We start from the raw sequence: 21214 nt of genomic DNA, 5'->3' as shown, positions 1-21214 counted from the left end.
CTCTTGCTGGGTCGATGCTGCTCACGGGTCCGACGCAAACGCCGGCGCAGTGCATCGCGCCGGCGAACCGTCGGGGATGCGGCGCGCTGCGTGGCGCGCCGCTGTCGTTATGGCGTTACTGCGGCTTGTAGATCGAGTCGAACACGCCGCCGTCCGCGAAATGCGTCTTCTGTGCGTTCGTCCAGCCGCCGAACGTGTCGTCGACCGTGTACAGCTTCAGCTTCGGGAACTGCTTCGTCAGTTCCGCCGGCACGTTCTTCGAGCGCGGCCGGTAGTAGTTGCGCGCCGCGATCTCCTGGCCCTGCGGGCTGTACAGGAAGTTCAGGTACGCTTCGGCCAGCTTGCGCGTGCCCTTCTTGTCGACCACCTTGTCGACCACCGCGACGGGCGGCTCGGCCAGGATGCTTACCGACGGCACGACGATCTCGAACTTGTCGGTACCGAACTCCTTCACCGACAGGAATGCCTCGTTTTCCCATGCGATCAGCACGTCGCCGATCCCGCGCTGCACGAAACTCGTCGTCGCGCCTCGCGCGCCCGAATCGAGCACGCCTGCGTTCTTGTAGAGCTTCGTGACGAATTCCTTCGCCGTCTGCTCGTTGCCGCCCGGCTTGTGCACTGCGTACGCCCATGCGGCCAGGTAGTTCCAGCGCGCACCGCCCGACGTCTTCGGGTTCGGCGTGACGATCGAGATGCCCGGCTTGGTCAGGTCGTCCCAGTCCTTGATCCCCTTCGGATTGCCCTTGCGCACCAGGAACACGATCGTCGACGTGTACGGCGACGCGTTGTCGGGCAGACGCTTCTGCCAGTCCTTGTTCACGAGCCCCTTGTTCGCGATCGCATCGATGTCGTACGCGAGCGCCAGCGTGACGACGTCGGCCTGCAGGCCGTCGAGCACCGAGCGTGCCTGGGCGCCCGAGCCGCCGTGCGACTGCTTGAAGTTGACGGTCTCGCCCGTCTTCGCCTTCCACTCCTTGCCGAACGCCTGGTTGAAGTCCTGATACAGCTCGCGCGTCGGGTCGTACGACACGTTCAGGAACGTCGTATCGGCCTGGGCATGCGTCGCGACGCCCAGCGCCGCCGCCGCGCCCAGCGCGAGTGTTGCGATCAGGCGGCCCACTCCGCCCACCAGCCCCGTATTGCGCTTCGCCATCCTTGGTTCTCCAGTGTTGTCGGTATTGCGATGTCGGGCCAGTCTAACGAACGGGTTACATGATTAAAAATAATCGTTCCTTATTTTTTAATACTCAAAAGTGCTAACGCAGACGGGATGGATGGTTGCGGCAGATAAACCGCCGTCCGGACGTCGCGAAATCACGTCGGAACCGGCGCGATCGCGTCGAACCTCAAGTAACGCTTGAAATTCGCGAAGTACTGTATAAAAATACAGCTCACTGTCTATCCATACAGTTCAGCCATGACCAAACTCACCGCCCGTCAGCAGCAAGTGTTCGACTTGATCCGTCGCGCGATCGAGCGCTCCGGATTCCCGCCCACCCGCGCCGAGATCGCGGCCGAACTGGGCTTCAGCTCGCCGAATGCGGCCGAGGAGCACCTGCGTGCGCTGGCACGCAAGGGCGTGATCGAGCTGGCTGCCGGCGCGTCGCGCGGCATCCGCCTGCTCGGCATCGAAGACGCCCCGCACCAGTTCACGCTGCCGCATGCCGGCCTGATGCAGCTGTCGCTGCCGCTCGTCGGCCGCGTCGCGGCCGGTAGCCCGATCCTTGCGCAGGAGCACATCTCGCAGCACTACGCGTGCGATCCCGCGCTGTTCACGAGCAAGCCCGACTACCTGCTGAAGGTGCGCGGCCTGTCGATGCGCGACGCCGGCATTCTCGACGGCGACCTCCTCGCCGTGCAGAAACGCACGGAAGCGAAGGACGGCCAGATCATCGTCGCGCGTCTGGGCGACGACGTCACGGTCAAGCGCCTGATGCGCCGGCCTGGCGGTCTCGAGCTGATCGCGGAGAACCCGGATTACGAAAACATCTTCGTCAAGGCCGGCAGCGCGGAATTCGCGCTGGAAGGCATCGCCGTCGGGCTGATCCGCTCGGGCGAACTCTGACATTCCGTCTCGCTAGGAGAACATCATGGAACGCCTTGCCCGCCTGCTGCCTTTCCGTCAATTCGGTCGCCTGCGCCATCTGCGCGGCCGTACGCCCTGCGCACCGCTGTCCGCGGCCGCGCCCGTGCAAGAAGAAGTCGCAGTCGAACGGCAGGCGTCCCTGCTGCCGTCGGCGCTTCCCGCGTTCGCGCGGGTATCGCTGAACGCCGGCCTGAATCATGCGGAACCCGCGCGCCGCGCGCCGGTACGCGTCTATCACGGCCGTTCGCGCCTGATCATGGTCGGCACGATCGATGCCGTATGCCGGATGATCGACCGCTGCATCGCCGAGGAACGATCGGCTACGCCTGGCGGTCTCTGATTGCGGAACATCCCCGCACCGGAGGCAACGTGACTGGATCTTCGGGCCGCGCATGGCGGCTCAAGCCCCTGCTGATCGTCGTGCTGGCCATCGCCGTCGTGTCGACGATCGGCTATGCGTACGCGTCACCGTACGTCGCGCTCGGTCGCCTGAAATCGGCGATCGACGCGCGCGATGCGCAGGCCATCAGCGAATATGTCGATTTCCCGTCGCTGCGCATCAGCCTGAAGCAGCAGGTCACGGAAGAGTTGATGCGCCGGATCGACGCGGTGAAGAAGAACAATCCGTTCGCGGTGATCGGCGCGCTGATCGGGTCCGCACTGGTCGGGCCGCTGGTCGATGCGTACGCGACACCGGACGGCGTGGCCGCGCTGATGAGCGGATTGCCGCCGCGCGGCAATCCCGGCGAGCGCCCGCCCGAATGGTCGAATCAGCCGCAAGGCAATGCACCGGCCGACACACCAGCGGCACCGCCGGCGAGCCCGGCACCGGCAAGCGCTGCCGCTCCGGGCAACAACGCGGCAACTGCGTCATCCCCGGCACCCACCTCATCCGCACCGGCCAGCGCGAACGATGCAACGCATTCGCCGCATCAGCAGCAAACCAGTGCGGGATACCGGAATTTCGACGAATTCGTCGTGACGTACCAGCGCAGCGCCGACGGCACGCGCTACGCGGCGATATTCCACCGCTTCGGGCTGTTCTCGTGGAAATTGTCCGCAATCGACCTGCACGCGTAACAGCTGCGCGGGTCCCGCGCCGCTGATGCGGCACGGCGCCTGACCGGCGCGCATCGCCGGTCGGGCCGTCATCGAATCATTCGATCATTTGCCGTTCGCCATGGCGGCTTCGCGCTCGCGTGCGATTTCTTCCTTCTGCTCCTGTGCCGACGAACACGCCACCAGGATGCTGCAGTTCACGCGATCGAGCAGTTGCGTATTGCCCGACCCCATCCACCATCTCGACAGCCCGCTGCGGCACCTGTGGCCGACGACGACGAGGTCGGCCTTCAGCTCCGTCGCGAGATTCGCGATTTCGTCGATCGGATAGCCGAATGCGAAATGGCCTTCGGCCTGCACGCCGCGCTCACGCAGCCAGTTCACGCCTTCCTGCAGGATCTCCCGCGCGGTTTCCTCGAAGCGCCCGCACGCGACATCGGTCAGCAGGCCTGCGCTTTGCGCAATGCTCGAACGCATGTCGACGACCGACAGCAAGTGCGTTTCAGCCTTCAGGTCCATTGCGAGATTGGCACCGCAGCGCAGTGCCTTACGCCCTTCGAGCGTGCCGTCGTAGCACAGCAAAATCTTGTTGTAGCTAGCCATGAAACCTCCCTATCGCGACAACGAGCCTACGCATTCATCATGGTGCGCCGCAATTCAGGACGCAAGGGATGGAAAACGCTGATTCGCCCCGCTCGGCCCGTGCGCGATGATGCAGTGCACGATCGGTGCGCGCATGCATCGCACCGTGCAGGCATGCCCTGAAGAGACGCAGCCGATGCACTAGAATGGCCCGTTCGTACTCCAGCGGGCCATCACTACGCAGGCGCCGCGCGCTTCGGTCATGCTCGTGTGACACGCATTCGCGCGATCCGTTCGCCAGCCGGCCGCGCATCGGGCAGCCAGGTGCCCGCTTACAACGACAACATGCCCATGTCCGTCACACCGATCGAGTTTCGCAACGTCGAAAAGCGCTATGGCGACAAGCTCGTCGTCAACGGCCTGTCCTTCAACGTGCAGGCCGGCGAATGCTACGGTCTGCTCGGGCCGAACGGCGCAGGCAAGACCACCACGCTGAAAATGCTGCTCGGCCTCGCGCACCCCGATGCCGGCACCATTTCCCTGTGCGGCGAACCGGTTCCATCGCGTGCGCGGCATGCACGCCAGCGCGTCGGCGTCGTCCCGCAGTTCGACAATCTCGACCCCGACTTCACCGTGCGCGAGAACCTGCTCGTGTTCAGCCGCTATTTCGGCATGTCGGCACAGGCTGCGCGCGCACTCGTACAGCCGCTGCTCGAATTCGCGAAGCTCGAGAGCAAGGCCGATGCGAAGGTCGGCGAACTGTCGGGCGGCATGCGACGCCGTCTCACGCTCGCCCGCGCGCTCGTCAACGATCCCGACGTGCTGGTGCTCGACGAGCCGACGACCGGCCTCGATCCGCAGGCACGGCACCTGATGTGGGAGCGGTTGCGCTCGCTGCTCGCGCGCGGCAAGACGATCCTGATCACCACGCACTTCATGGAAGAAGCCGAACGCCTGTGCGACCGGCTGTGCGTGATCGAGGAAGGTCGCAAGATCGCCGAAGGCGCGCCGCACGCGCTGATCGAATCGGAGATCGGCTGCGACGTGATCGAGATCTACGGGCCGGATCCGGCCGCCCTGCGCGACGAGTTGTCGGGATTCGCGAAGCACACCGAGATCAGCGGCGAGACGCTGTTCTGCTACGTGAGCGACGCTGAGCCGCTCAGTGCGCGACTCAAGGGTCGTACGGGGTTGCGCTATCTGCATCGCCCGGCCAATCTGGAAGATGTGTTCCTGCGGCTCACGGGCCGCGAAATGCAGGACTGATCGATCATGGACGTGCGCAACTATTCCGCCGCCACACCGTCCGCGCCGCTGCGCGAGTCACGCTTCGCGATCGCGATGCCCGCGAACGCAACCAACTGGATTGCCGTCTGGAGACGCAACTATCTCGTCTGGCGCAAGCTCGCACTCGCGTCGATGTTCGGCAATCTCGCCGATCCGATGATCTATCTGTTCGGGCTGGGTTTCGGGCTCGGCCTGATGCTCGGCCATGTCGACGGCGTGTCGTATATCGCGTTCCTCGCGGCCGGCACGGTCGGGTCGAGCGTGATGATGTCCGCGAGCTTCGAGTCGATGTATTCGGGCTTCTCGCGGATGCACGTGCAGCGCACGTGGGAGGCGATCATGCATACGCCGCTCGCGCTCGGCGACATCGTGCTCGGCGAGATCGTCTGGGGCGCCAGCAAGGCGATGCTGTCGGGGGTCGCGATCATGCTGGTCGCGGGCGCGCTCGGCTATGCGCAGTTTCCGTCGATGCTCGCGGCGCTGCCCGTGATCGCGCTCGCGGGCCTCGCGTTTGCCAGCATCGCGATGATCGTCACGGCGCTCGCGCCGTCCTACGATTTCTTCATGTTCTATCAGACGCTCGTGCTGACGCCGATGCTGCTGCTGTCGGGCGTGTTCTTCCCGATCACGCAGTTGCCGCCGCTCGCGCAGCTCGCGGCGCAGGCGCTGCCGCTCGCGAACGCGGTCGAGCTGATCCGGCCCGCGATGCTCGGCCGGCCGGCAACCGACATCGTGCTGCATGTCGCGGTGCTCGCCGGCTACGCGCTCGGCGGATTCCTGCTGTCCGCGTGGCTGTTCCGGCGGCGGATGATGCGCTGACGGCCGGCGCGCGAGGCGCCGGCTTCATGCGACGACGTTACTCGTCGTCGTCGCTCCACGGAATCTCGACGTCGGTCAGGAACGCGACGGTCGCGAGCGGGCCGCCTTCCTGGCGACCGAGCTTGCCGTCCGCGCGATGCCATTCGACGCGGAACTGCGTACCCGGATCGTCCGCAACCAGATAGACCGTGCGCAGTTCTTCCTTTTCGGCCTCGTCCACCGGGCCGTCGAACGACACCAGCATCTTCTGCGGCCAGAGGCCGTTGACGGGATCGTAAATGCGGTCGCCCTGCGGAATGTCGATGCTGGCTTCCACACCGATCGTTGCGGAGGCCTCGATGATCATCATGCCGAGTGCGCTCAGCACGGCAGTCGCCCGCGCGGAATTGGCCTGGCGGATCGCGAGATCGCCGCGCGTCAGCGCCTTTTCGAGTCGAGGATGAATCTTCGGTTGGGTCATGCGTTTTCCTGTTTGCTTCTTGTAAAGGGCGCCGCACGCGTGACGCGGCGGCGCCGGATGAATATGAATGCGGCTATCGCACCGGGCCTGCGCGCGTCAGAATCCGAACGCGATCGCGAGCAAGCCGCTCACGATCCCGAACACGACGACGAGCGCCGCGACGATCGCCAGCATGGTCGGCTTGAACGAACGCGCGAGCATCGCGAGCGACGGCACGCTGATCGGCGGCAGCGTCATCAGCAGCGCGGCGGCCGGCCCGACGCCCATGCCGAGCGACAGCATCGCCTGGATGATCGGCACCTCGCCGGCCGTCGGGATCACGAACAGCATGCCCGCGACCGCGAATGCGACGATCCAGCCGAGATGATTGCCGATGTCCGGGCCGATATGCGGGAACAGCCATGCGCGCGCGGCGCCGAGCAGCAGCACCAGCACGATGTATTCGGGCACGAGCCGCACGGCCATGCGCGCGAGCAGCTTCACCCAGCGCACGAACGGATTGCCGGCCGCGGCCTGCTCTGCCGCCAGCGCGGCGAGCTGCGTATCGTCGATGCTGCGGTCTTCCGGACGCGCAATGCGGTTCAGCAGATAGCCGATGCCGAACACCATCGCGATGCCGAGCACGAAGCGCAGCGCGCTCCAGTGCCAGCCGAGCACGAAGCCCATGAACACCAGCGCAGCCGGATTCAGCACCGTGTTGCCGAGCCAGAACGCGACTGCACCGCCCGGCGACGCATGGCGCGCACGCAGCCCCGCGACGACCGGCGCCGCGCAGCACGTGCACATCATCCCCGGCAGCGACAGCAGGCCGCCCGCGGCGACGCTGCCGAACCCGGTACGGCCGAGCACGCGCGCGACCCAGTGCGCGGGCAGCAGCGCCTGCACGGCCGAGCCGAGCAGCAGGCCGAGCACCATCGCCTGCCAGATCGCCTTGCCGTACGCCCACGCGTAGTCGAGCGCGGCCTTCAGCGACGGCTCGGGAGCGGCCGCCGACGTGCCCATCAGGATCGACTGGCCGATCGAATGGTGCTCGGCGGCAACGAACGCCTTGTTGTAGTACGGAAACCATTTCACATAGAACAGTCCCGCGACCGCGATCAGCAGGAAGGTCATCCAGCCGAGGGCCGGATTGGGTTGGGTGCGTGTGGTCGTCATCGTGTGGTCGTCGATTGGTTTTGATCGGTTTCGAGTGTCGCGCCTGCAGCAAACGCGGCCGATGCGGGCAGCCCGGCCTGCGCGAGCTGGGCCAGCAGCGTGCGCGCCTGATCGCGCCCGTCGGCCGCGTTGGGCCGGAACGTGAACGTCAGCGCCCGGTTCGGCTTGTTGTATGCCGCGCGGTAGGTCCGTGCGTAGGCCGGATCGTAATGCTTGTCGATCAGCTCGGTGAACAGTTCGGCGCGTGCGTTCGCGTCGATCAGCGCCTTCCAGTGCGTCACCTGCTCGCGGCTGTGCAGGCCGATCAGCCGATGGAGCTGCGCCTTGAACGCGTCCGGTTCGTCGAACAGGTGCGCGTAATCGTCGAGGAGGAACGCGATCCGCTCGTCGTGCGCCGCGTCGACGTGCACCCACGGCCCTGCGTGAAACGCTTCGATCAACGCGATCGGCAACTGCACGAGCCCGATCCTGCGGCTTTCCGATTCGACGAACACCGGCCATTCGGGGTCGAAACGCCCCAGCGTTTCGACGAGCCCCGAATCGAACCCCTTCTGCGCCGGCTGCGGCTTGCCTGGCAGCGCGCCGAGCAGCGAGCCGCGATGGCATGCGAGCGCCTCGAGATCGAGCGTCTGCGCGCCCACGTCGTGCAGTGCGTTCAGCAGGCGCGTCTTGCCGCAGCCCGTATGGCCGACCAGCGCGATGTAGCGAAAGCGCGTCGGCAGCGAGTCGAGCGTCGCGCACACCGACTGGCGGTACGCCTTGTAGCCGCCGTCAAGCTGGCGTGCCTTCCAGCCGATCAGGTTGAACCAGGTCGTCATCGAGCCCGAGCGCTTGCCGCCGCGCCAGCAGTAGATCAGCGGCCGCCAGTTGCGCGGCCGATCGGCGAACGTCGTGTCGAGATGGCGCGCGATGTTGCGCGCGACGATCGCCGCGCCGACGCGCGTCGCCTCGTACGGCGATACCTGGCGGTACATCGTGCCGACGAGCACGCGCTCCTCATTGCTGAGGACGGGCGCGTTCAGCGCGCCGGGAATATGGTCCTCGGCGAACTCGAGCGGTGTACGCACGTCGATGATCTCGTCGAACTCGCCGGCGCGATCGAGGGTGACAATCAGGTTCTTCAATTTGGCGTCGAACAGGGGCGATACGGCTCGATGAGCCGTATGGGCACGGAAGGCGGATTGACGATTATCTCACGGGCCGGCGTCTCGGGCCGCGCACGGCAGTCGGCGGCGTCGATGCGACCTGCATCGCGTCGATCAGGTGGTCGCGAAACGCGCGTACCGACGCGGGCAGATCGCGCCCCGCCATCGTCTGTACCTGGATGCTGCGTTCACGCAGTTGCGGGTTCGTCACGGGCACGACGACAAAGCCGTCCGCATCGAAACGGTCGCGCACCGACAGCAGCCCCGTGAACATCACCGCGCCCGTGCGCCGCGCGTAGCCGTACATCGCCGCCGTGTTGTTGCTCGTCAGCTCGGGCTCGAGCAGCAGCCCGTCCAGCGCGCACGCGATGTCGATCAGCTGGCGCACGGTCGTGCCGGCCTCGGGCAGCACATGCGCGTGCCGCGCGGCCTCGGCGAGCGACACCGCGTCGCGCGTCGCGAGCGGATGATCGTGCCGCACCAGTGCGAAGACCGGCGCGCGCTCGGTGTGCTCGACACGGACGCCCTTCTCCGGCGCGAGGCTGAAGGTCAGTGCGATGTCCGCATCGCCGTCGCGCACGCGCCGCGTCGCTTCCGCCGGCGACACGACCCACACGGTGAAATCGACGCCCGGGTGGCGCGCCTTGAAGCTCGCGAGCGCGCCGGGCAGGAAATCGATCGCGAACCCTTCCGAGCACGCGAGCTTCAACAGGCTGCCGTGCAGCGCATCGAGCCCGCCGATGTCCTTCATCACGTGCTCGGCTTCCAGCAGGCTGCGCTGCGCGAACGCCAGCAGCCGCTCGCCGGCCTCCGACAGCGCCATGCCGCGCGGCCGGCGCTCGAACAGCGGCGCGCCGAGCTCGCTTTCCAGCTTCGCGATCTGGCGGCTGATCGCCGACACGGCCACGTGCAGCCGCGCGGACGCGTCGCTGATCGAGCCGGTGCGCGCCACTTCGACGAAATACCGCAACGCCAGGCCATGCAGGAAAGCCGCCATCGTTCTGTCCCCGGGCCTTTTCTGGCCGCGCTGCTTTGCCTTTTCGGCAAAGAAAGGTTCGAAATTCGATCATTGTGACAAAAAAAACGGCTTTCTAGAATCGATCGCACTTCATGTTGCACGCGCGCTCCGCGCTTGCAGCGCCCCGTCCGAGGAGACCCGACTTGAGCCGTACCGCCGCCATCCAGCACGCGCTGAACCAGTTCGAATCCGGTGCGTTCTTCACGACCCTGAGCCGCCGCGTCGGCCTGCGCACCGAAAGCCAGGACAGCGGCAATGACGCCGCGTTGCGCGCGTACCTGACCGACGAGATCGCCCCCGAGGCGGCCCGCCTCGGCTTCACGTCGCGGATCGTCGACAACCCCGTCGACGGCGGCGGTCCGTTCCTGCTCGCGTCGCGCCATGAAGACGACGCGCTGCCGACCGTGCTGATCTACGGCCACGGCGACGTCGTGCGCGGCTACGACGCGCAGTGGCGCGCGCCGCTGTCGCCGTGGACGCTGACGGCCGACGGCGATCGCTGGTACGGTCGCGGCAGCGCCGACAACAAGGGCCAGCACACGATCAACCTGGCCGCGCTCGCGAGCGTGCTCGACGCGCGCGGCGGCCGGCTCGGCTTCAACGCGAAGCTGCTGATCGAGATGGGTGAAGAAACGGGGTCGCCGGGCCTCGACGCACTGTGCCGCCAGGAGCGCGACGCGCTCGCGGCCGACGTGCTGATCGCGTCCGACGGACCGCGCATCGCCGCCGCGCGTCCGACCGTGTTCCTCGGCTCGCGCGGCTCGGTCAATTTCAAGCTGAGCCTGCGCGCCCGCGACGGCGCGCATCACTCCGGCAACTGGGGCGGGCTGCTGCGCAATCCGGCGATCGTGCTCGCGCATGCACTTGCGAGCCTCGTCGACGCGCGCGGCGCGATTCGCGTCGAGGGGCTGCGCCCGCCGCCGATCCCGGCCGCCGTGCGCGACGCGCTCGCCGACCTCACCGTCGGCGGCGATCCCGGCGATCCGGCGCTCGACGCCGGCTGGGGCGAGCCCGGCCTGTCCGCGGCCGAGCGCGTGTTCGGCTGGAACACGTTCGAGATCCTCGCGTTCAAGGCCGGCAATCCCGAGCATCCCGTCAATGCGATCCCGCCCGTCGCGTATGCGCACTGCCAGTTGCGCTTCGTCGTCGGCACCGACTGGGAAGCGCTGCGTGCGCACCTGCGCGCGCACCTCGATGCGCACGGTTTCGTCGACATCGAGATCGACGTCGAACGCGGCGCCCCGGCGACGCGCGTGCCGCCGGACGATCCGTGGGTGCGCTGGGCCGTCGCGTCGCTGGCGCGCACGACCGGCAAGAAGCCCGCGATCCTGCCGAATCTCGGCGGCACGCTGCCGAACGAGGTGTTCGCCGACACGCTGGGGCTGCCGACGCTGTGGGTGCCGCACTCGTATCCGGCGTGCTCGCAGCACGCACCCGACGAGCACCTGCTCGCGAGCGTCGTCAGCGAGGGGCTGCAGATGATGGCCGGCCTCTTCTGGGACCTCGGCGACGACGCCCCGCCCGTTCGCCGCGCGGCCTCCGCCGCGGCCGGCGCCGCCCTGTAACGCGCTTCGCCCCTTTCTCGGGACCTGCACATACGATGAACACGACCACCCTGACCTCGCAGGACGCCGCGCGCCCCAGCGCCGCGAAGATCCGGCGCCTCATCTTCGCGGCGTCGATCGGCAACGCGCTCGAATGGTTCGACCTGATCGTCTACGGCTTCTTCGCGGTGACGATCGCCAAGCTGTTCTTTCCCGCGACGAGCGAAGCGACGTCGCTGATGCTGACGCTCGGCACGTTCGGGCTGTCCTACCTGATCCGGCCGATCGGCGGCTTCGTGCTCGGCGCGTACGCGGATCGCGCGGGCCGCAAGGCGTCGCTGCTGCTGTCGATCGCGATGATGATGGCCGGCACGCTGCTGATCGCACTGATGCCGACCTACGCATCGATCGGCATTCTCGCGCCGCTCGGGATCATGCTGTCGCGGCTGATGCAGGGCTTTTCCGCCGGCGGCGAATTCGCGAGCTCGACCGCGTTCCTCGTCGAACACGCACCGCAGCGGCGCGGCTTCATGTCGAGCTGGCAGTTCGCGAGCCAGGGCCTCGCGACGCTGCTCGCGTCGGGCTTCGGCGCGCTGCTGACGGCCACGCTGACACCCGCGCAACTCGAAAGCTGGGGCTGGCGCGTGCCGTTCCTGTTCGGTCTCGCGATCGGCCCGGTCGGGCTGTATATCCGCCGCTACGTCGACGAAGGCGTCGAGTTCAAGACGCAGGCGCGTTCCGCAGCGCCGGTGCGCGAGCTGTTCGCGGAACAAAAGGTGCGCGTGCTGCTGTCGATCGGCGCGCTCGTGATCTCGACCGCGATCAACTACATGATCCTCTACATGCCGACCTACGCGATCAAGCAGCTCGGGCTGCCCGCGTCGACGGGCTTCGCGGCGACGCTCGCGACCGGCTTCGTGCTGACGCTCGTCACGCCGGTCGTCGGTCATCTGTCCGACAGCACCGGGCGGATCCGCATGATGGCGGTCGCGGCACTGCTGATGCTCGTCACCGTGTGGCCGACATTCGCGTGGCTGACGCACCATGCGTCGTTCGCGACGATGCTCGCCGCGCTGGTCTGGATCGGGGTGCTGAAGGCGATGTACTGCGGTGCGCTGCCGGCGCTGATGGCCGAACTGTTCCCGTCGCAGACGCGCGCAACGGGGCTCGCAGTCAGCTACAACACGGGCGTCACGCTGTTCGGCGGCTTTGCGCCGTTCGTGATCACCTGGCTGATCAGCACGACCGGCAACCGGTTGTCGCCGGCGCTCTATCTGATGGGCTGTGCGGTGCTGAGTCTCGCCGCGCTGTTCATCGCGCACACGCGGCTCAAGATGCGATAACGAAGGAAACGACGGCGCAGCAATGCTCCGCCGCTGCGGCCCGTCGCAGCTTCGCTGCCGCGCGGGCCGCGCGCCGTTTACGGCGCCGGGTTCGGCTGCAGTTCGTGCAGCGCGTCGATCTCGGCCAGGATCTCGTCGGACAGCTTCACGTCGATGCTGCCGATGTTCTCCTTCAGCTGCTCGAGCGACGTAGCACCGACGAGGTTGCTGCGCACGAACGGCCGGCTGTTGACGAACGCGAGCGCGAGTTGCGCGGGCGACAGCCCGTGACGCTGCGCGAGCGCGACGTAACGCGACGTTGCCCCGACGGACTGCGGCTTGCTGTAGCGCTGAAAGCGCTCGAACAGCGTGATGCGTGCACCGGCCGGACGCGCGCCATTCTCGTACTTGCCGGACAGCCAGCCGAACGCGAGCGGCGAGTACGCGAGCAGGCCGACGCCGTCGCGATGCGTGAATTCCGACAATCCGTTCTCGAACGTACGGTTCAGCAGGCTGTACGGATTCTGGATGCTCGCGATACGCGGCAGCCCGAGCTTCTCGGCCGCGCGCAGGAACTGTGCGACGCCCCACGGCGTCTCGTTCGACACGCCGATCGCGCGCACCTTGCCGGCCTTCACGAATTCCGCGAGCACGCCGAGCGTTTCCTCGATCGGCACCGTGTAGGCGTCGTCGACCCACGGATACGCGGGACGGCCGAACGTCGTCGTGCTGCGATCGGGCCAGTGCAATTGATAGAGGTCGACATAGTCGGTCTGCAGGCGCTTGAGGCTGCCGTCGAGCGCTTCGGTCAGGTTCTTGCGGTCGAACTGGTTGCCCTCGCCGCGGATATGGCGCGGGTTGTGCGGCTGCCGCGCGGGACCCGCGATCTTCGTCGCGAGCACGATGCGGTCGCGCTGTGCGCGATGCTGCGCGAGCCAGGTGCCGATGTACTGCTCGGTGCGTCCTTGCGTGTCGGGCTTCGGCGGCACCGGATACATCTCCGCGGCATCGATCAGCGTGACGCCCTCGGCGATCGCGTAGTCGATCTGCTCGTGCGCGTCGCGCTCCGAATTCTGTTCGCCCCACGTCATCGTGCCGAGCCCGATCAGGCTGACTTCGATGCCTGAATCGCCGAGTGTGCGGTATTCCATGCTGTTCCTGTCGCGTCGGTGGAAAGCAGGAACGCTATCACATTGAAGCAACCGCTTCAGGCGCGCGCCGCGCACGCTTACAAGCCGCCTTCGGCGCTGATCCGGCGCTTCACGCGTGTGCCCGGACGACAGCGCTGCCGCCTGCCGTTACTGCGGCCGCTGAATGAAGCAGGTCGCCGATGCATGCGCGACGATCTTGTCGTCCGGCGTCTTCAGCGTGCCTTCCGCGACGCCCAGCGAACGCGACAGGTGAATCACGCGCCCTTCGGCGATCAGGTCGACGTCGCGCGGCACCGGCCGCAGCATCTTCACGTGCAGGTCGACGGTGCCATAGCCGATGCCCGCGTCGAGCATCGAATGCACTGCGCACCCGGTGACCGAATCGAGCACCGTCGCGGCGAACCCGCCATGCACGCCGCCAAGCGGATTCAGGTGCCGGCCGTCCGCCCGCGCGGAAAATTTCACGTAACCGAGCTCGACGTCGAGCGGACGCATCGGAATCGTCTCGGAAATCGATGCGAGCGGCGCATCGCCCGACGCGGCTGCGCGCAACAGATCGAGACCTGACAGGGAAAGCGGATTCATCGGGTTGTCTCCGGGTTGAAAGCGCGTCGCCGCGCGAGTAAGTTCTAAATTGGAACTCATTATTGACAACGACACCGGCCGTTGTCAACGCAGCCGCGACCGCTACGACTGAGGGCGGGTTCTATAATCGAACCCGCTATTTCGCTGAACCGCCGCAAAAGGCAAGAGACTCGACGATGAAATGGGATGACATCGGCACGCTGAACTGTTCGGTCGCACGCGCGCTCGCCGTGCTCGGCGACCGCTGGACCATGCTGATCCTGCGCAACGCGTTCCTCGGCTGCCGCCGCTTCGATGCGTTCCAGACCCAGCTTGGCCTCACGCGCCACGTGCTGGCCGAACGGCTCGCGCGGCTCGTCGACGAAGGCGTGCTGGTCAAGCGCGCGTACCAGGAACGCCCGCCGCGCTTCGAATACCGGTTGACGGACAAGGGCCTCGACCTCTACCCGGCCCTGCTCGCGCTGATGGCGTGGGGAGACCGCTGGAAGGACGACGGCCAGGGGCCGCCGGTGCAATTGCGCCACCGTACCTGCGGCCAGCTGATGCATGCGGTCACCGTGTGCTCGGCCTGCGGCGAACCACTCGATGCACGCGACGTTCAGCCCGAACCCGGGCCCGGGTGGATCGCTTCAGGCGAAACCGGCGTGCCGACGACCAAGGATTGACGCGCACCGCAACTTCGCGACATCTCCATTCGCGTGAATGAACATCGCGCGGGCAATCGCGCACGATACTCGCGTGACCGCGCCGCAACGTCTGCGTTACACTCACGGCCCGCTGTCTCGAAATTATTCGCTGTCCACGATGTTGTCGCGCAATCGCCTCGCCGCTGCCTGTCTCGCCGCCTCCCTGCTCGCCACACCCTTCGCCGCCTTCGGCAAGACGCAAAATGAATCGCTGCTCCAGCAGGCGATCGACCTCGTGTCGCGATGGCTGCCTGCGCCCACCCACGAAGCACCCGCGACACAAGTCGTCGAATCGGCATTCTCGCCCGACGGCGGCGCCGAGGCGCTCGTGCTGAAAACGATCGGCGCCGCACGCAGCTCGATCCGCGTTGCCGCGTATTCGTTCACGTCGCCGCCCGTCACGCGCGCGCTGCTCGACGCGAAGCGACGTGGCGTCAATGTCGCGGTGGTCGTCGACGACAAGGGCAACCGCGCGAAGAGCAGCAAGCAGGCACTGAACCTGCTCGTCAACGCCGGCATTCCCACTCGCACGATCGACGCCTATGCGATTCATCACGACAAGTACCTCGTGATCGACGCCGAGCACGTCGAAACGGGCTCGTTCAACTACAGCGCGTCGGCGGCCAGCCGCAATTCGGAGAACGTCGTCGTGGTGTGGAACAATCCGCAACTCGCGTCACGCTATCTCACACACTGGCAAAGCCGCTTCGACCAGGGCACGCCGTACCGCTCCAGCTACTGACGCACGCCGCGCGCCTGGCGCCGCTGCCCGATACCTCGCATGCGAACCGTCGTGTTGCAGATGATCGTCGAGTGTGGCGCGACAATCAATTCGGCCGAATGGCCAGTACACCGCCTCGTGCATCGAACGGGACACGTAACGGCCATCGCACTCAATGGATTTCGGTCGTTCGCCCGGTCGCGGTGCCGGCCTGCGTGGTCGGCGCACAGCGGTTCGCGTGCCCGTCCACGCCGCTTGCCGAAGACGTCGACAAACCGGGCAGTGCATTGCGCACGCAATCGGTGCTGAATGCCAGTGTGTTCTGAACCATCGGGTACAGAAGATACAGCGCAAACGCGAGATAGCCCGCGTACAGAATTCGAACCATGGTGCGGTGGGATGCGATGAACGATTGGACTCGCCCTATTTACGGCATTGCGCCGCGCACCTTGAGACGTCACGCATCCGATTCCGCATCGTGATGCAACGCAGGTTCATGACACCTGCTTCTCACCGCATCTTCATCGATCGGGGCGACGCCGAAATGCCCGTCGCCGGACTGGCAACTTGGCGATGCGCCGAATAATGCGCGATACTGTCCGACATATGATCCCGTGACCGGCGTTTCAGCCCGGACAAGAGACGAAGCCCATGCAAATCGCACCGAAACCGGCCGACGAGGCGGCCCGACTCGACACGCTTCATTCGCTCTCGATCCTCGACACGCCGCCCGAAGAGCGATTCGACCGCCTGACGCGTCTCGCGCGCCGGCTGTTCGACGTACCGATCGCACTCGTCAGTCTCGTCGACGAGGATCGCCAGTGGTTCAAGAGCCACGCGGGCCTCGACGCCACGCAGACATCGCGCGACGTATCGTTCTGCGCGCACGCGCTGCTCACGGGCAATACGATGGTCATCCAGGACGCACTGAACGACAACCGCTTCCACGACAACCCGCTCGTCACCGGCACGCCGGGCATCCGCTTCTACGCCGGCCGGCCGCTCGCGGCGCCGAACGGCGCCCCCATCGGCACACTGTGCCTGATCGACACGCGGCCGCGTTCGCTCGAACCCGAAGAACTCGCGCTGCTCGGCGATCTCGCGCACATGACCGAACGCGAGATCGCCGCACTGCATTTCGCGACCACCGACGAACTCACGCAACTGACGAACCGGCGCGGCTTCGAGATCCTCGCCCGTCACGTGCTGAGCCTGTGCGATCGCCTCGACCGTCACGCGGTGCTGCTGTTCTTCGACCTGAACGATTTCAAGGCGATCAACGATCGCTTCGGCCATGCCGAAGGCGATCGTGCGCTCAAGACATTCGCCGAGACGTTGACGGGCGCGCTGCGCGACAGCGACGTGATCGCCCGGCTCGGCGGCGACGAGTTCGTCGTGCTGCTGAGCGCCACCGATCCGGCCGACGTCGCCGAGCCGGTCGAACGCGTGACACAGGCACTCGCGGTACGCAACGCGGCCGATGCGCGCGGCTATGCAATCCGGTTCAGCGTCGGCCACGTCGCATACGATCCCGCCCGCCATCCGGCCGTGGCCGACCTGCTCGCCTCCGCCGATCACCTGATGTACGAGGACAAGCAGCGCGGCAAGACGGCCGGCACATAGCGACGCGCGAACCGGCCTTTGGCACTTGGCGCCGCCTTTTTCAACGGCGGTGGCGCCGCTGCATCAGTTCCCGCACGGCGGCGCGCTGGCCATGGCCTCCGCGATCTGCTCGGGCGTCAGGTCGCGCTGATGTGTCGCGAGCGACCAGCGATGGCCGAACGGATCCTCGACCTGGCCATAGCGATCGCCCCAGAACATGTCGGCGGCCGGCATCGTGACCGTCGCGCCGGCCGCGACAGCCTTCGCGATCGCCGCATCGGTGTCTGGTACGTACAGATGCAGGCAGACCGACGTGCCTTTCAGCGCCTTCGGCCCGAGCGCGCCGTGTTCGGGCATTTCATCCACCAGCATCAGCGTCGAATCGCCGATCAAGGGGCACGCGTGCGCGAGCCGGCCATCAGGCATTGCCAGGCGAAACTGTTCGATTGCATTGAATGCGCGCTTGTAGAAGTCGATGGCGGCTGTCGCGCCGGCGCAGATCAGGTGCGGCGTCAGCGTGCGCATCCCTTCCGGGATCGGTTTGACGGACGTGGACATGGGTGTCGCTCCTTCAGTCGGTTGTCGTATCGAAAATCGGGACGGACGCGCGATGCGCACGCCTCCGATGCTACGACGGACGACCGCAGCGAAATTCGACACGACGCCCGACTTTTTTTTAGGCGCCGGTCGGCGGGCGCCTGAATCGGTTGCCGTCACTCCATTCGGTCGGCCCGATCATCCGGCACACCGAACTGGCGACGGCATGCCTCCAGCAATCCGGCCACCGCGTCGAGTGGAAGATCGACAAACCGCGCGATCGGCAGCATCACGCCGCCCGGCACCTTGGTGCGCGACGAATGCGGCGAGAACTGGTAGCCGATGTAGCGATTTCCGGCCACGCTGATGATCCGGAATTCGGTGACGTCGCGCCATGGCGTGACGGGCTTTTCGCGCACGGCCCCGATCAGCTTGAAACCTGTCTCGTCGATATGCAACGCCAGCTTGCGCCGCGACGAGGCGAAGAAGGCCCCACTGGCCAGCGCCAGCAGCGCGGCCAGCGCCGCCACGGGCCAAAGCGTCGGATCGGCCGCATAACCGCACAGGCTCGCCGCGGCCAGCACCGCACACACCATCGCCCTTCTTTTTAGGCTCCGGCCGTCGACCGCCAGCGTCACCGGCAACGGGCCGAGGACCGTTCCGCCGGCAGGATCGACATGCAAGCCGGAATCGCTTGCTGCGTGTTCGTCGCTCATCGTTCGATCGCCTCGGCAATGGCCACCGGCATCAGTCGGCATGCCCGTCTCGATAACTGCGCAGTTGCGCGGCCCGTTCGGCCGTCAGCTCCGACACGCACTGTATGCGGTTGACGGGCACCCATTGCGGCGCACCGCCGGCATCGATCGCGCGCAGGTCGCATTCGGCGTCACGAAACGCGATCCATGCGCGCTGCGCCGTGCGCAACGCATCTCGCTCGTCAGGCCGGCTGCCGAGCGAGGCATTCAGGCGCCCATACGCTTCGTTCAGCGCCTTGTCGTTCCTGGCCGCATCGCGTTCAGCGCACGTGAGACTCGCGCGCGCGGCCTCGAGACCGACGCCGCCTGACGGCGCGTCACAATCGAGTGCAAACGCCAAAACGGGAATCGCTGCGAGCATCACGCTCGCCAGCCACTTGTTTGACAACAACCTGTTCATCGAATCATCCAGCTCTGATCGGTTCGCGTTCACCCGGCGGACGGCAAGCGATGCCGTCGAAACTGTGACGATACGCGACAACGCGTCGCGATCGGCGTTGCGCGAGTCGACCGTTCGGCCAGGCGCAGTAGTCGATGCAGACTCGCGCGCGTGTCGGCGCGGGCCGTTCCGGTCAGATCTGCGGAAGATCGCGCAACGTGCGCGACTCGCTCGTTGCATCGATGTCGAGTTCGATGCCTTCCGACGCGTCGCGATACAGCACGCGTTTCAGCCTGGGCCCGATCGCGGTAGCGTCCGCCGCCGAGAAGACCGCGCGCACATCGCTGCCGGACGCAAGCGCGCGCGCCACGTCGGCCACCGGCGCCTCGCTCGGCGTTGCGGCCCAGGACCGGTCGGCCGGATTCACGGCCGCCCAGCGCACGTGCGTCACGCGCGCACTGCGCGGGTCGATTCGAACACCATTCACCGCAAACATCGACATCGGATTCTCCTTCGATTTTCTTGCGGCCCGTCGCACACCTGCGGCGAGTCACGAGCGCGCGCGGATCTCGCTTGCGCCCCGCGTGGCCGCCGTCATGCGCGCTTCCCCTGCCAACGCGATTTTCGATGATACATTGGGACGCTTTGCAACCGTCAACAGACGATCGTGTACGGGAGAAACACATGACCGACGCCTGGGGAACCTTCCCTGCCAGAATGGGCGACCATCAGGCATTCATCAGCTTCAACCACAGCTTCGCGGAAATGGCCGAAGGCGATCCGCGCACGTCGCTGCTCACCGTGCGCGTTCCGTTCGCGCACCCGACGCCCGAAGGCCTGCCGGCCGGCGACGAATTCGCCGATCTCGCGAAGGTCGAGGACCTGCTGGACGCGGCGATCACCGCACAAGGCGGCGTGCAGGTCGGCCGCATTACCGTCGACGGCAACCGCGATTTCCTGTTCTATGTGCCGTTCGATGAAGCGGCTGCGGCCGAGATCGTCGACGCTCTGGACGAACAGACGACCTATGCGCTTCAGTACGCGCACCAGGACGATCCGGACAAGGAAGCGTACTGGCAGACCCTTTACCCGACCGACGACGACTGGCAGATGATGCGCGACATGCGCGTACTGGATGCACTGCGGGAGAAAGGCGACGCCAGCGGCGTGAGCCGGCGCGTGATGCACTGGGCGTACTTCCCCGACCCGAGCGACGCGCACCAGTTCGCGGACTGGGCCGAAGCAAAAGGCTATCCGGTCGAATCCGTCGCGCCGACCGAAGACGGCAAGTCGGCCGTACGGTTTTCGCACGAAGGCACGATGGCGCTGGCCGACATCACGCGCCATACGATCGCGATCAATCGCGAGGTGCGTTCGCTCGGCGGGGAATACGACGGATGGGAAACCAGCGTCGAACAGGCTGGCTAAGTCGATCGGCATGGCCGCTGCGCACGAGTTGACGCGATGCGTCCGGCGCAAAAAACATCCCGGCAGCGTTGTGACGCGCCGCCGGGATCAAGGCATCGCCGGCCGAAACCGGCGATGGGCCTGAGGGTTCGCTCAGGCACGAGGAAAGCGATGCGTGCGGATCAGGTGAACGGTTGCCGAGGCACGCCGTGGGTGCCATCGAGCAGCCTGCCGAACGCCTGTCCGGTTCCGCCGACGCAGCCTTCCGGCGTCGGGTGGGCAAAAAGCCCCCGCTCCTGCGCGAGCGAGCGGGGAAATGGTTGACCGGGCCGGGGAAGAACGGTCAACCGGCCAAATTGTGATCGCGGGTCACACGACGGTCTGTGCGGCAACTCACCCTTTGGTGACAATGCGTCGACGGCCGATAGCCTCACGGGCCGGACACAAGATCCACGGTCGATCGAGCACCGCGACGATGACGGGCATCGGTATCGTCGCCCCGATCGCCATTACGCGGTCGGCAATCGGTCATGGCGGTGCAGTAAAGTGCGAATGGAATGTGCCCGCGATCTTTCCACCCAGCGTGACGAACCCGTATCACAACACCGCGATCGATCGCCGGCAGGACGACGCCCATACCGCGCCGCGACACTCGGGCATATCGAAGATGGTGTGATATTTCTGCCGTCATCGATCGGCATGACAGTACGGTCTGCCACGACGACAGCGATTTTGATTGCGCCAGCCGTCAGCGGCGTTTTTCCTTTCATGTCTGGAGTTCTATTTTTCTGGTTCAAGCGGCCTCTCTCGGAATCGACGCAGTTTCCGTTAAGTCACGCGTATTGTCAAAGCAGGTTTATTCTATTTTTTAAGTGACGTAATTCCGGCTGCATTTTCTCGTGCCTGGTTTTGTG

At 66.2% G+C, this 21214-nt stretch carries 25 protein-coding genes; 12 read left to right on the top strand and 13 right to left on the bottom strand.

Annotation, left to right across the window (positions count from 1 at the left end):
* Nucleotides 1-115: 115 nt before the first annotated feature.
* Complete coding sequence (locus tag DIE03_RS24980; protein WP_124454989.1) at nt 116-1153, bottom strand: sulfate ABC transporter substrate-binding protein; 1038 nt, start codon at nt 1151-1153, stop codon at nt 116-118.
* 264 nt (nt 1154-1417) lie between these two features.
* Between DIE03_RS24980 and lexA the strand changes: the two genes are divergently transcribed.
* The 3 genes from lexA to DIE03_RS24960 are packed head-to-tail and all read left to right on the top strand — an operon-like array spanning nt 1418 to nt 3166.
* On the top strand, nt 1418-2065 hold the full coding sequence (lexA, locus tag DIE03_RS24970) for a transcriptional repressor LexA (RefSeq protein WP_006759459.1): 648 nt from the start codon (nt 1418-1420) through the stop codon (nt 2063-2065).
* A 25-nt stretch (nt 2066-2090) separates the two neighbouring features.
* Nucleotides 2091-2426, top strand: coding sequence for a hypothetical protein (locus DIE03_RS24965; protein WP_006476078.1), 336 nt, complete (start codon nt 2091-2093; stop codon nt 2424-2426).
* Nucleotides 2427-2455: 29 nt separating this feature from the next.
* On the top strand, nt 2456-3166 hold the full coding sequence (locus DIE03_RS24960) for a DUF2939 domain-containing protein (RefSeq protein ID WP_124454987.1): 711 nt from the start codon (nt 2456-2458) through the stop codon (nt 3164-3166).
* An 84-nt stretch (nt 3167-3250) separates the two neighbouring features.
* On the opposite strand, the gene DIE03_RS24955 is transcribed toward DIE03_RS24960, so the two are convergent.
* Nucleotides 3251-3748, bottom strand: coding sequence for a universal stress protein (locus DIE03_RS24955; RefSeq protein WP_124454985.1), 498 nt, complete (start codon nt 3746-3748; stop codon nt 3251-3253).
* 330 nt (nt 3749-4078) lie between these two features.
* On the opposite strand from DIE03_RS24955, the gene nodI reads away from it, so the two are divergent.
* Together nodI and DIE03_RS24945 are read left to right on the top strand one after the other, a co-directional pair.
* Nucleotides 4079-4993, top strand: a complete 915-nt coding sequence (nodI, locus tag DIE03_RS24950) for a nodulation factor ABC transporter ATP-binding protein NodI (protein ID WP_124454983.1) — start codon at nt 4079-4081, stop codon at nt 4991-4993.
* A gap of 6 nt (nt 4994-4999) precedes the next feature.
* A complete protein-coding gene (locus DIE03_RS24945) occupies nt 5000-5833 on the top strand; it encodes an ABC transporter permease (protein WP_124454981.1) in 834 nt (277 codons plus the stop codon).
* A gap of 37 nt (nt 5834-5870) precedes the next feature.
* Here the strand turns inward: DIE03_RS24945 and DIE03_RS24940 are convergent, their stop codons facing one another.
* From DIE03_RS24940 to DIE03_RS24925, 4 genes are all read right to left on the bottom strand, one after another.
* Nucleotides 5871-6293, bottom strand: coding sequence for a hypothetical protein (locus tag DIE03_RS24940; RefSeq protein WP_185658217.1), 423 nt, complete (start codon nt 6291-6293; stop codon nt 5871-5873).
* 96 nt (nt 6294-6389) lie between these two features.
* Nucleotides 6390-7448 (bottom strand): permease, encoded by a 1059-nt coding sequence (locus DIE03_RS24935; RefSeq protein ID WP_124454977.1) that lies wholly within the window; start codon nt 7446-7448, stop codon nt 6390-6392.
* Nucleotides 7445-8572, bottom strand: coding sequence for a tRNA 2-selenouridine(34) synthase MnmH (gene mnmH / locus DIE03_RS24930; protein WP_124454975.1), 1128 nt, complete (start codon nt 8570-8572; stop codon nt 7445-7447). The genes DIE03_RS24935 and mnmH overlap by 4 nt, the downstream gene beginning before the upstream one ends.
* 64 nt (nt 8573-8636) lie before the next feature.
* A complete protein-coding gene (locus DIE03_RS24925) occupies nt 8637-9590 on the bottom strand; it encodes a LysR family transcriptional regulator (protein ID WP_124454973.1) in 954 nt (317 codons plus the stop codon).
* A 164-nt stretch (nt 9591-9754) separates the two neighbouring features.
* On the opposite strand from DIE03_RS24925, the gene DIE03_RS24920 reads away from it, so the two are divergent.
* Nucleotides 9755-11176, top strand: a complete 1422-nt coding sequence (locus DIE03_RS24920) for a M20 family metallopeptidase (protein WP_124454971.1) — start codon at nt 9755-9757, stop codon at nt 11174-11176.
* Nucleotides 11177-11211: 35 nt separating this feature from the next.
* Entirely contained in the window at nt 11212-12498 is a 1287-nt protein-coding gene (locus tag DIE03_RS24915; RefSeq protein WP_124454969.1) for an MFS transporter, read from the top strand.
* A 77-nt stretch (nt 12499-12575) separates the two neighbouring features.
* On the opposite strand, the gene DIE03_RS24910 is transcribed toward DIE03_RS24915, so the two are convergent.
* Both DIE03_RS24910 and DIE03_RS24905 read right to left on the bottom strand, forming a co-directional pair.
* Complete coding sequence (locus tag DIE03_RS24910; RefSeq protein ID WP_124454967.1) at nt 12576-13628, bottom strand: NADP(H)-dependent aldo-keto reductase; 1053 nt, start codon at nt 13626-13628, stop codon at nt 12576-12578.
* A 147-nt stretch (nt 13629-13775) separates the two neighbouring features.
* Nucleotides 13776-14213: a PaaI family thioesterase gene (locus DIE03_RS24905; protein ID WP_124454965.1), complete on the bottom strand. Its 438-nt coding sequence runs from the start codon at nt 14211-14213 to the stop codon at nt 13776-13778.
* Nucleotides 14214-14389: 176 nt separating this feature from the next.
* Between DIE03_RS24905 and DIE03_RS24900 the strand changes: the two genes are divergently transcribed.
* Nucleotides 14390-14878, top strand: a complete 489-nt coding sequence (locus DIE03_RS24900; RefSeq protein ID WP_124454964.1) for a helix-turn-helix domain-containing protein — start codon at nt 14390-14392, stop codon at nt 14876-14878.
* 139 nt (nt 14879-15017) lie between these two features.
* Entirely contained in the window at nt 15018-15641 is a 624-nt protein-coding gene (locus DIE03_RS24895; RefSeq protein WP_124454962.1) for a phospholipase D family protein, read from the top strand.
* 151 nt (nt 15642-15792) lie between these two features.
* Here the strand turns inward: DIE03_RS24895 and DIE03_RS24890 are convergent, their stop codons facing one another.
* Entirely contained in the window at nt 15793-16008 is a 216-nt protein-coding gene (locus DIE03_RS24890) for a hypothetical protein (RefSeq protein ID WP_124454960.1), read from the bottom strand.
* 263 nt (nt 16009-16271) lie between these two features.
* Between DIE03_RS24890 and DIE03_RS24885 the strand changes: the two genes are divergently transcribed.
* On the top strand, nt 16272-17243 hold the full coding sequence (locus DIE03_RS24885; protein ID WP_124454958.1) for a diguanylate cyclase: 972 nt from the start codon (nt 16272-16274) through the stop codon (nt 17241-17243).
* Between the two features lie 63 nt (nt 17244-17306).
* Here DIE03_RS24885 and DIE03_RS24880 read toward each other — a convergent pair whose 3' ends face one another.
* From DIE03_RS24880 to DIE03_RS24865, 4 genes are all read right to left on the bottom strand, one after another.
* Nucleotides 17307-17780, bottom strand: coding sequence for a VOC family protein (locus tag DIE03_RS24880; RefSeq protein ID WP_124454956.1), 474 nt, complete (start codon nt 17778-17780; stop codon nt 17307-17309).
* A gap of 155 nt (nt 17781-17935) precedes the next feature.
* Nucleotides 17936-18475: an aspartyl-tRNA synthetase gene (locus DIE03_RS24875; RefSeq protein WP_124454954.1), complete on the bottom strand. Its 540-nt coding sequence runs from the start codon at nt 18473-18475 to the stop codon at nt 17936-17938.
* A gap of 31 nt (nt 18476-18506) precedes the next feature.
* Entirely contained in the window at nt 18507-18914 is a 408-nt protein-coding gene (locus tag DIE03_RS24870; protein WP_185658216.1) for a lysozyme inhibitor LprI family protein, read from the bottom strand.
* 172 nt (nt 18915-19086) lie between these two features.
* On the bottom strand, nt 19087-19395 hold the full coding sequence (locus DIE03_RS24865; RefSeq protein ID WP_124454950.1) for a phosphatidylserine/phosphatidylglycerophosphate/cardiolipin synthase: 309 nt from the start codon (nt 19393-19395) through the stop codon (nt 19087-19089).
* A 182-nt stretch (nt 19396-19577) separates the two neighbouring features.
* Between DIE03_RS24865 and DIE03_RS24860 the strand changes: the two genes are divergently transcribed.
* Together DIE03_RS24860 and DIE03_RS24855 are read left to right on the top strand one after the other, a co-directional pair.
* Nucleotides 19578-20321: a DUF695 domain-containing protein gene (locus tag DIE03_RS24860; RefSeq protein ID WP_124454948.1), complete on the top strand. Its 744-nt coding sequence runs from the start codon at nt 19578-19580 to the stop codon at nt 20319-20321.
* A 454-nt stretch (nt 20322-20775) separates the two neighbouring features.
* Entirely contained in the window at nt 20776-20976 is a 201-nt protein-coding gene (locus DIE03_RS24855; protein ID WP_124454946.1) for a hypothetical protein, read from the top strand.
* Nucleotides 20977-21214: the final 238 nt, after the last annotated feature.

It is taken from the genome of Burkholderia sp. Bp8992, from assembly GCF_003853705.1.
Lineage (GTDB): Bacteria > Pseudomonadota > Gammaproteobacteria > Burkholderiales > Burkholderiaceae > Burkholderia.
Note: the sequence above shows the minus strand (reverse complement) of the source record. Positions and strands in the feature narration are given on the sequence as shown.

What these genes read in the sequence shown, in the direction of transcription:
- DIE03_RS24890 (WP_124454960.1), bottom strand. Translation starts at nt 16,008, where the DNA reads ATGGTTCGAATTCTGTACGCGGGCTATCTCGCGTTTGCGCTGTATCTT.
- DIE03_RS24955 (WP_124454985.1), bottom strand. Translation starts at nt 3,748, where the DNA reads ATGGCTAGCTACAACAAGATTTTGCTGTGCTACGACGGCACGCTCGAA.
- DIE03_RS24925 (WP_124454973.1), bottom strand. Translation starts at nt 9,590, where the DNA reads ATGGCGGCTTTCCTGCATGGCCTGGCGTTGCGGTATTTCGTCGAAGTG.
- DIE03_RS24880 (WP_124454956.1), bottom strand. Translation starts at nt 17,780, where the DNA reads ATGTCCACGTCCGTCAAACCGATCCCGGAAGGGATGCGCACGCTGACG.
- DIE03_RS24900 (WP_124454964.1), top strand. Translation starts at nt 14,390, where the DNA reads ATGAAATGGGATGACATCGGCACGCTGAACTGTTCGGTCGCACGCGCG.
- DIE03_RS24935 (WP_124454977.1), bottom strand. Translation starts at nt 7,448, where the DNA reads ATGACGACCACACGCACCCAACCCAATCCGGCCCTCGGCTGGATGACC.
- DIE03_RS24895 (WP_124454962.1), top strand. Translation starts at nt 15,018, where the DNA reads ATGTTGTCGCGCAATCGCCTCGCCGCTGCCTGTCTCGCCGCCTCCCTG.
- DIE03_RS24905 (WP_124454965.1), bottom strand. Translation starts at nt 14,213, where the DNA reads ATGAATCCGCTTTCCCTGTCAGGTCTCGATCTGTTGCGCGCAGCCGCG.
- DIE03_RS24885 (WP_124454958.1), top strand. Translation starts at nt 16,272, where the DNA reads ATGCAAATCGCACCGAAACCGGCCGACGAGGCGGCCCGACTCGACACG.
- DIE03_RS24945 (WP_124454981.1), top strand. Translation starts at nt 5,000, where the DNA reads ATGGACGTGCGCAACTATTCCGCCGCCACACCGTCCGCGCCGCTGCGC.
- DIE03_RS24910 (WP_124454967.1), bottom strand. Translation starts at nt 13,628, where the DNA reads ATGGAATACCGCACACTCGGCGATTCAGGCATCGAAGTCAGCCTGATC.
- DIE03_RS24855 (WP_124454946.1), top strand. Translation starts at nt 20,776, where the DNA reads ATGACGGGCATCGGTATCGTCGCCCCGATCGCCATTACGCGGTCGGCA.
- nodI (WP_124454983.1), top strand. Translation starts at nt 4,079, where the DNA reads ATGTCCGTCACACCGATCGAGTTTCGCAACGTCGAAAAGCGCTATGGC.
- DIE03_RS24865 (WP_124454950.1), bottom strand. Translation starts at nt 19,395, where the DNA reads ATGTCGATGTTTGCGGTGAATGGTGTTCGAATCGACCCGCGCAGTGCG.
- DIE03_RS24915 (WP_124454969.1), top strand. Translation starts at nt 11,212, where the DNA reads ATGAACACGACCACCCTGACCTCGCAGGACGCCGCGCGCCCCAGCGCC.
- DIE03_RS24980 (WP_124454989.1), bottom strand. Translation starts at nt 1,153, where the DNA reads ATGGCGAAGCGCAATACGGGGCTGGTGGGCGGAGTGGGCCGCCTGATC.
- lexA (WP_006759459.1), top strand. Translation starts at nt 1,418, where the DNA reads ATGACCAAACTCACCGCCCGTCAGCAGCAAGTGTTCGACTTGATCCGT.
- DIE03_RS24940 (WP_185658217.1), bottom strand. Translation starts at nt 6,293, where the DNA reads ATGACCCAACCGAAGATTCATCCTCGACTCGAAAAGGCGCTGACGCGC.
- DIE03_RS24870 (WP_185658216.1), bottom strand. Translation starts at nt 18,914, where the DNA reads ATGAACAGGTTGTTGTCAAACAAGTGGCTGGCGAGCGTGATGCTCGCA.
- DIE03_RS24965 (WP_006476078.1), top strand. Translation starts at nt 2,091, where the DNA reads ATGGAACGCCTTGCCCGCCTGCTGCCTTTCCGTCAATTCGGTCGCCTG.
- DIE03_RS24860 (WP_124454948.1), top strand. Translation starts at nt 19,578, where the DNA reads ATGACCGACGCCTGGGGAACCTTCCCTGCCAGAATGGGCGACCATCAG.
- DIE03_RS24875 (WP_124454954.1), bottom strand. Translation starts at nt 18,475, where the DNA reads ATGAGCGACGAACACGCAGCAAGCGATTCCGGCTTGCATGTCGATCCT.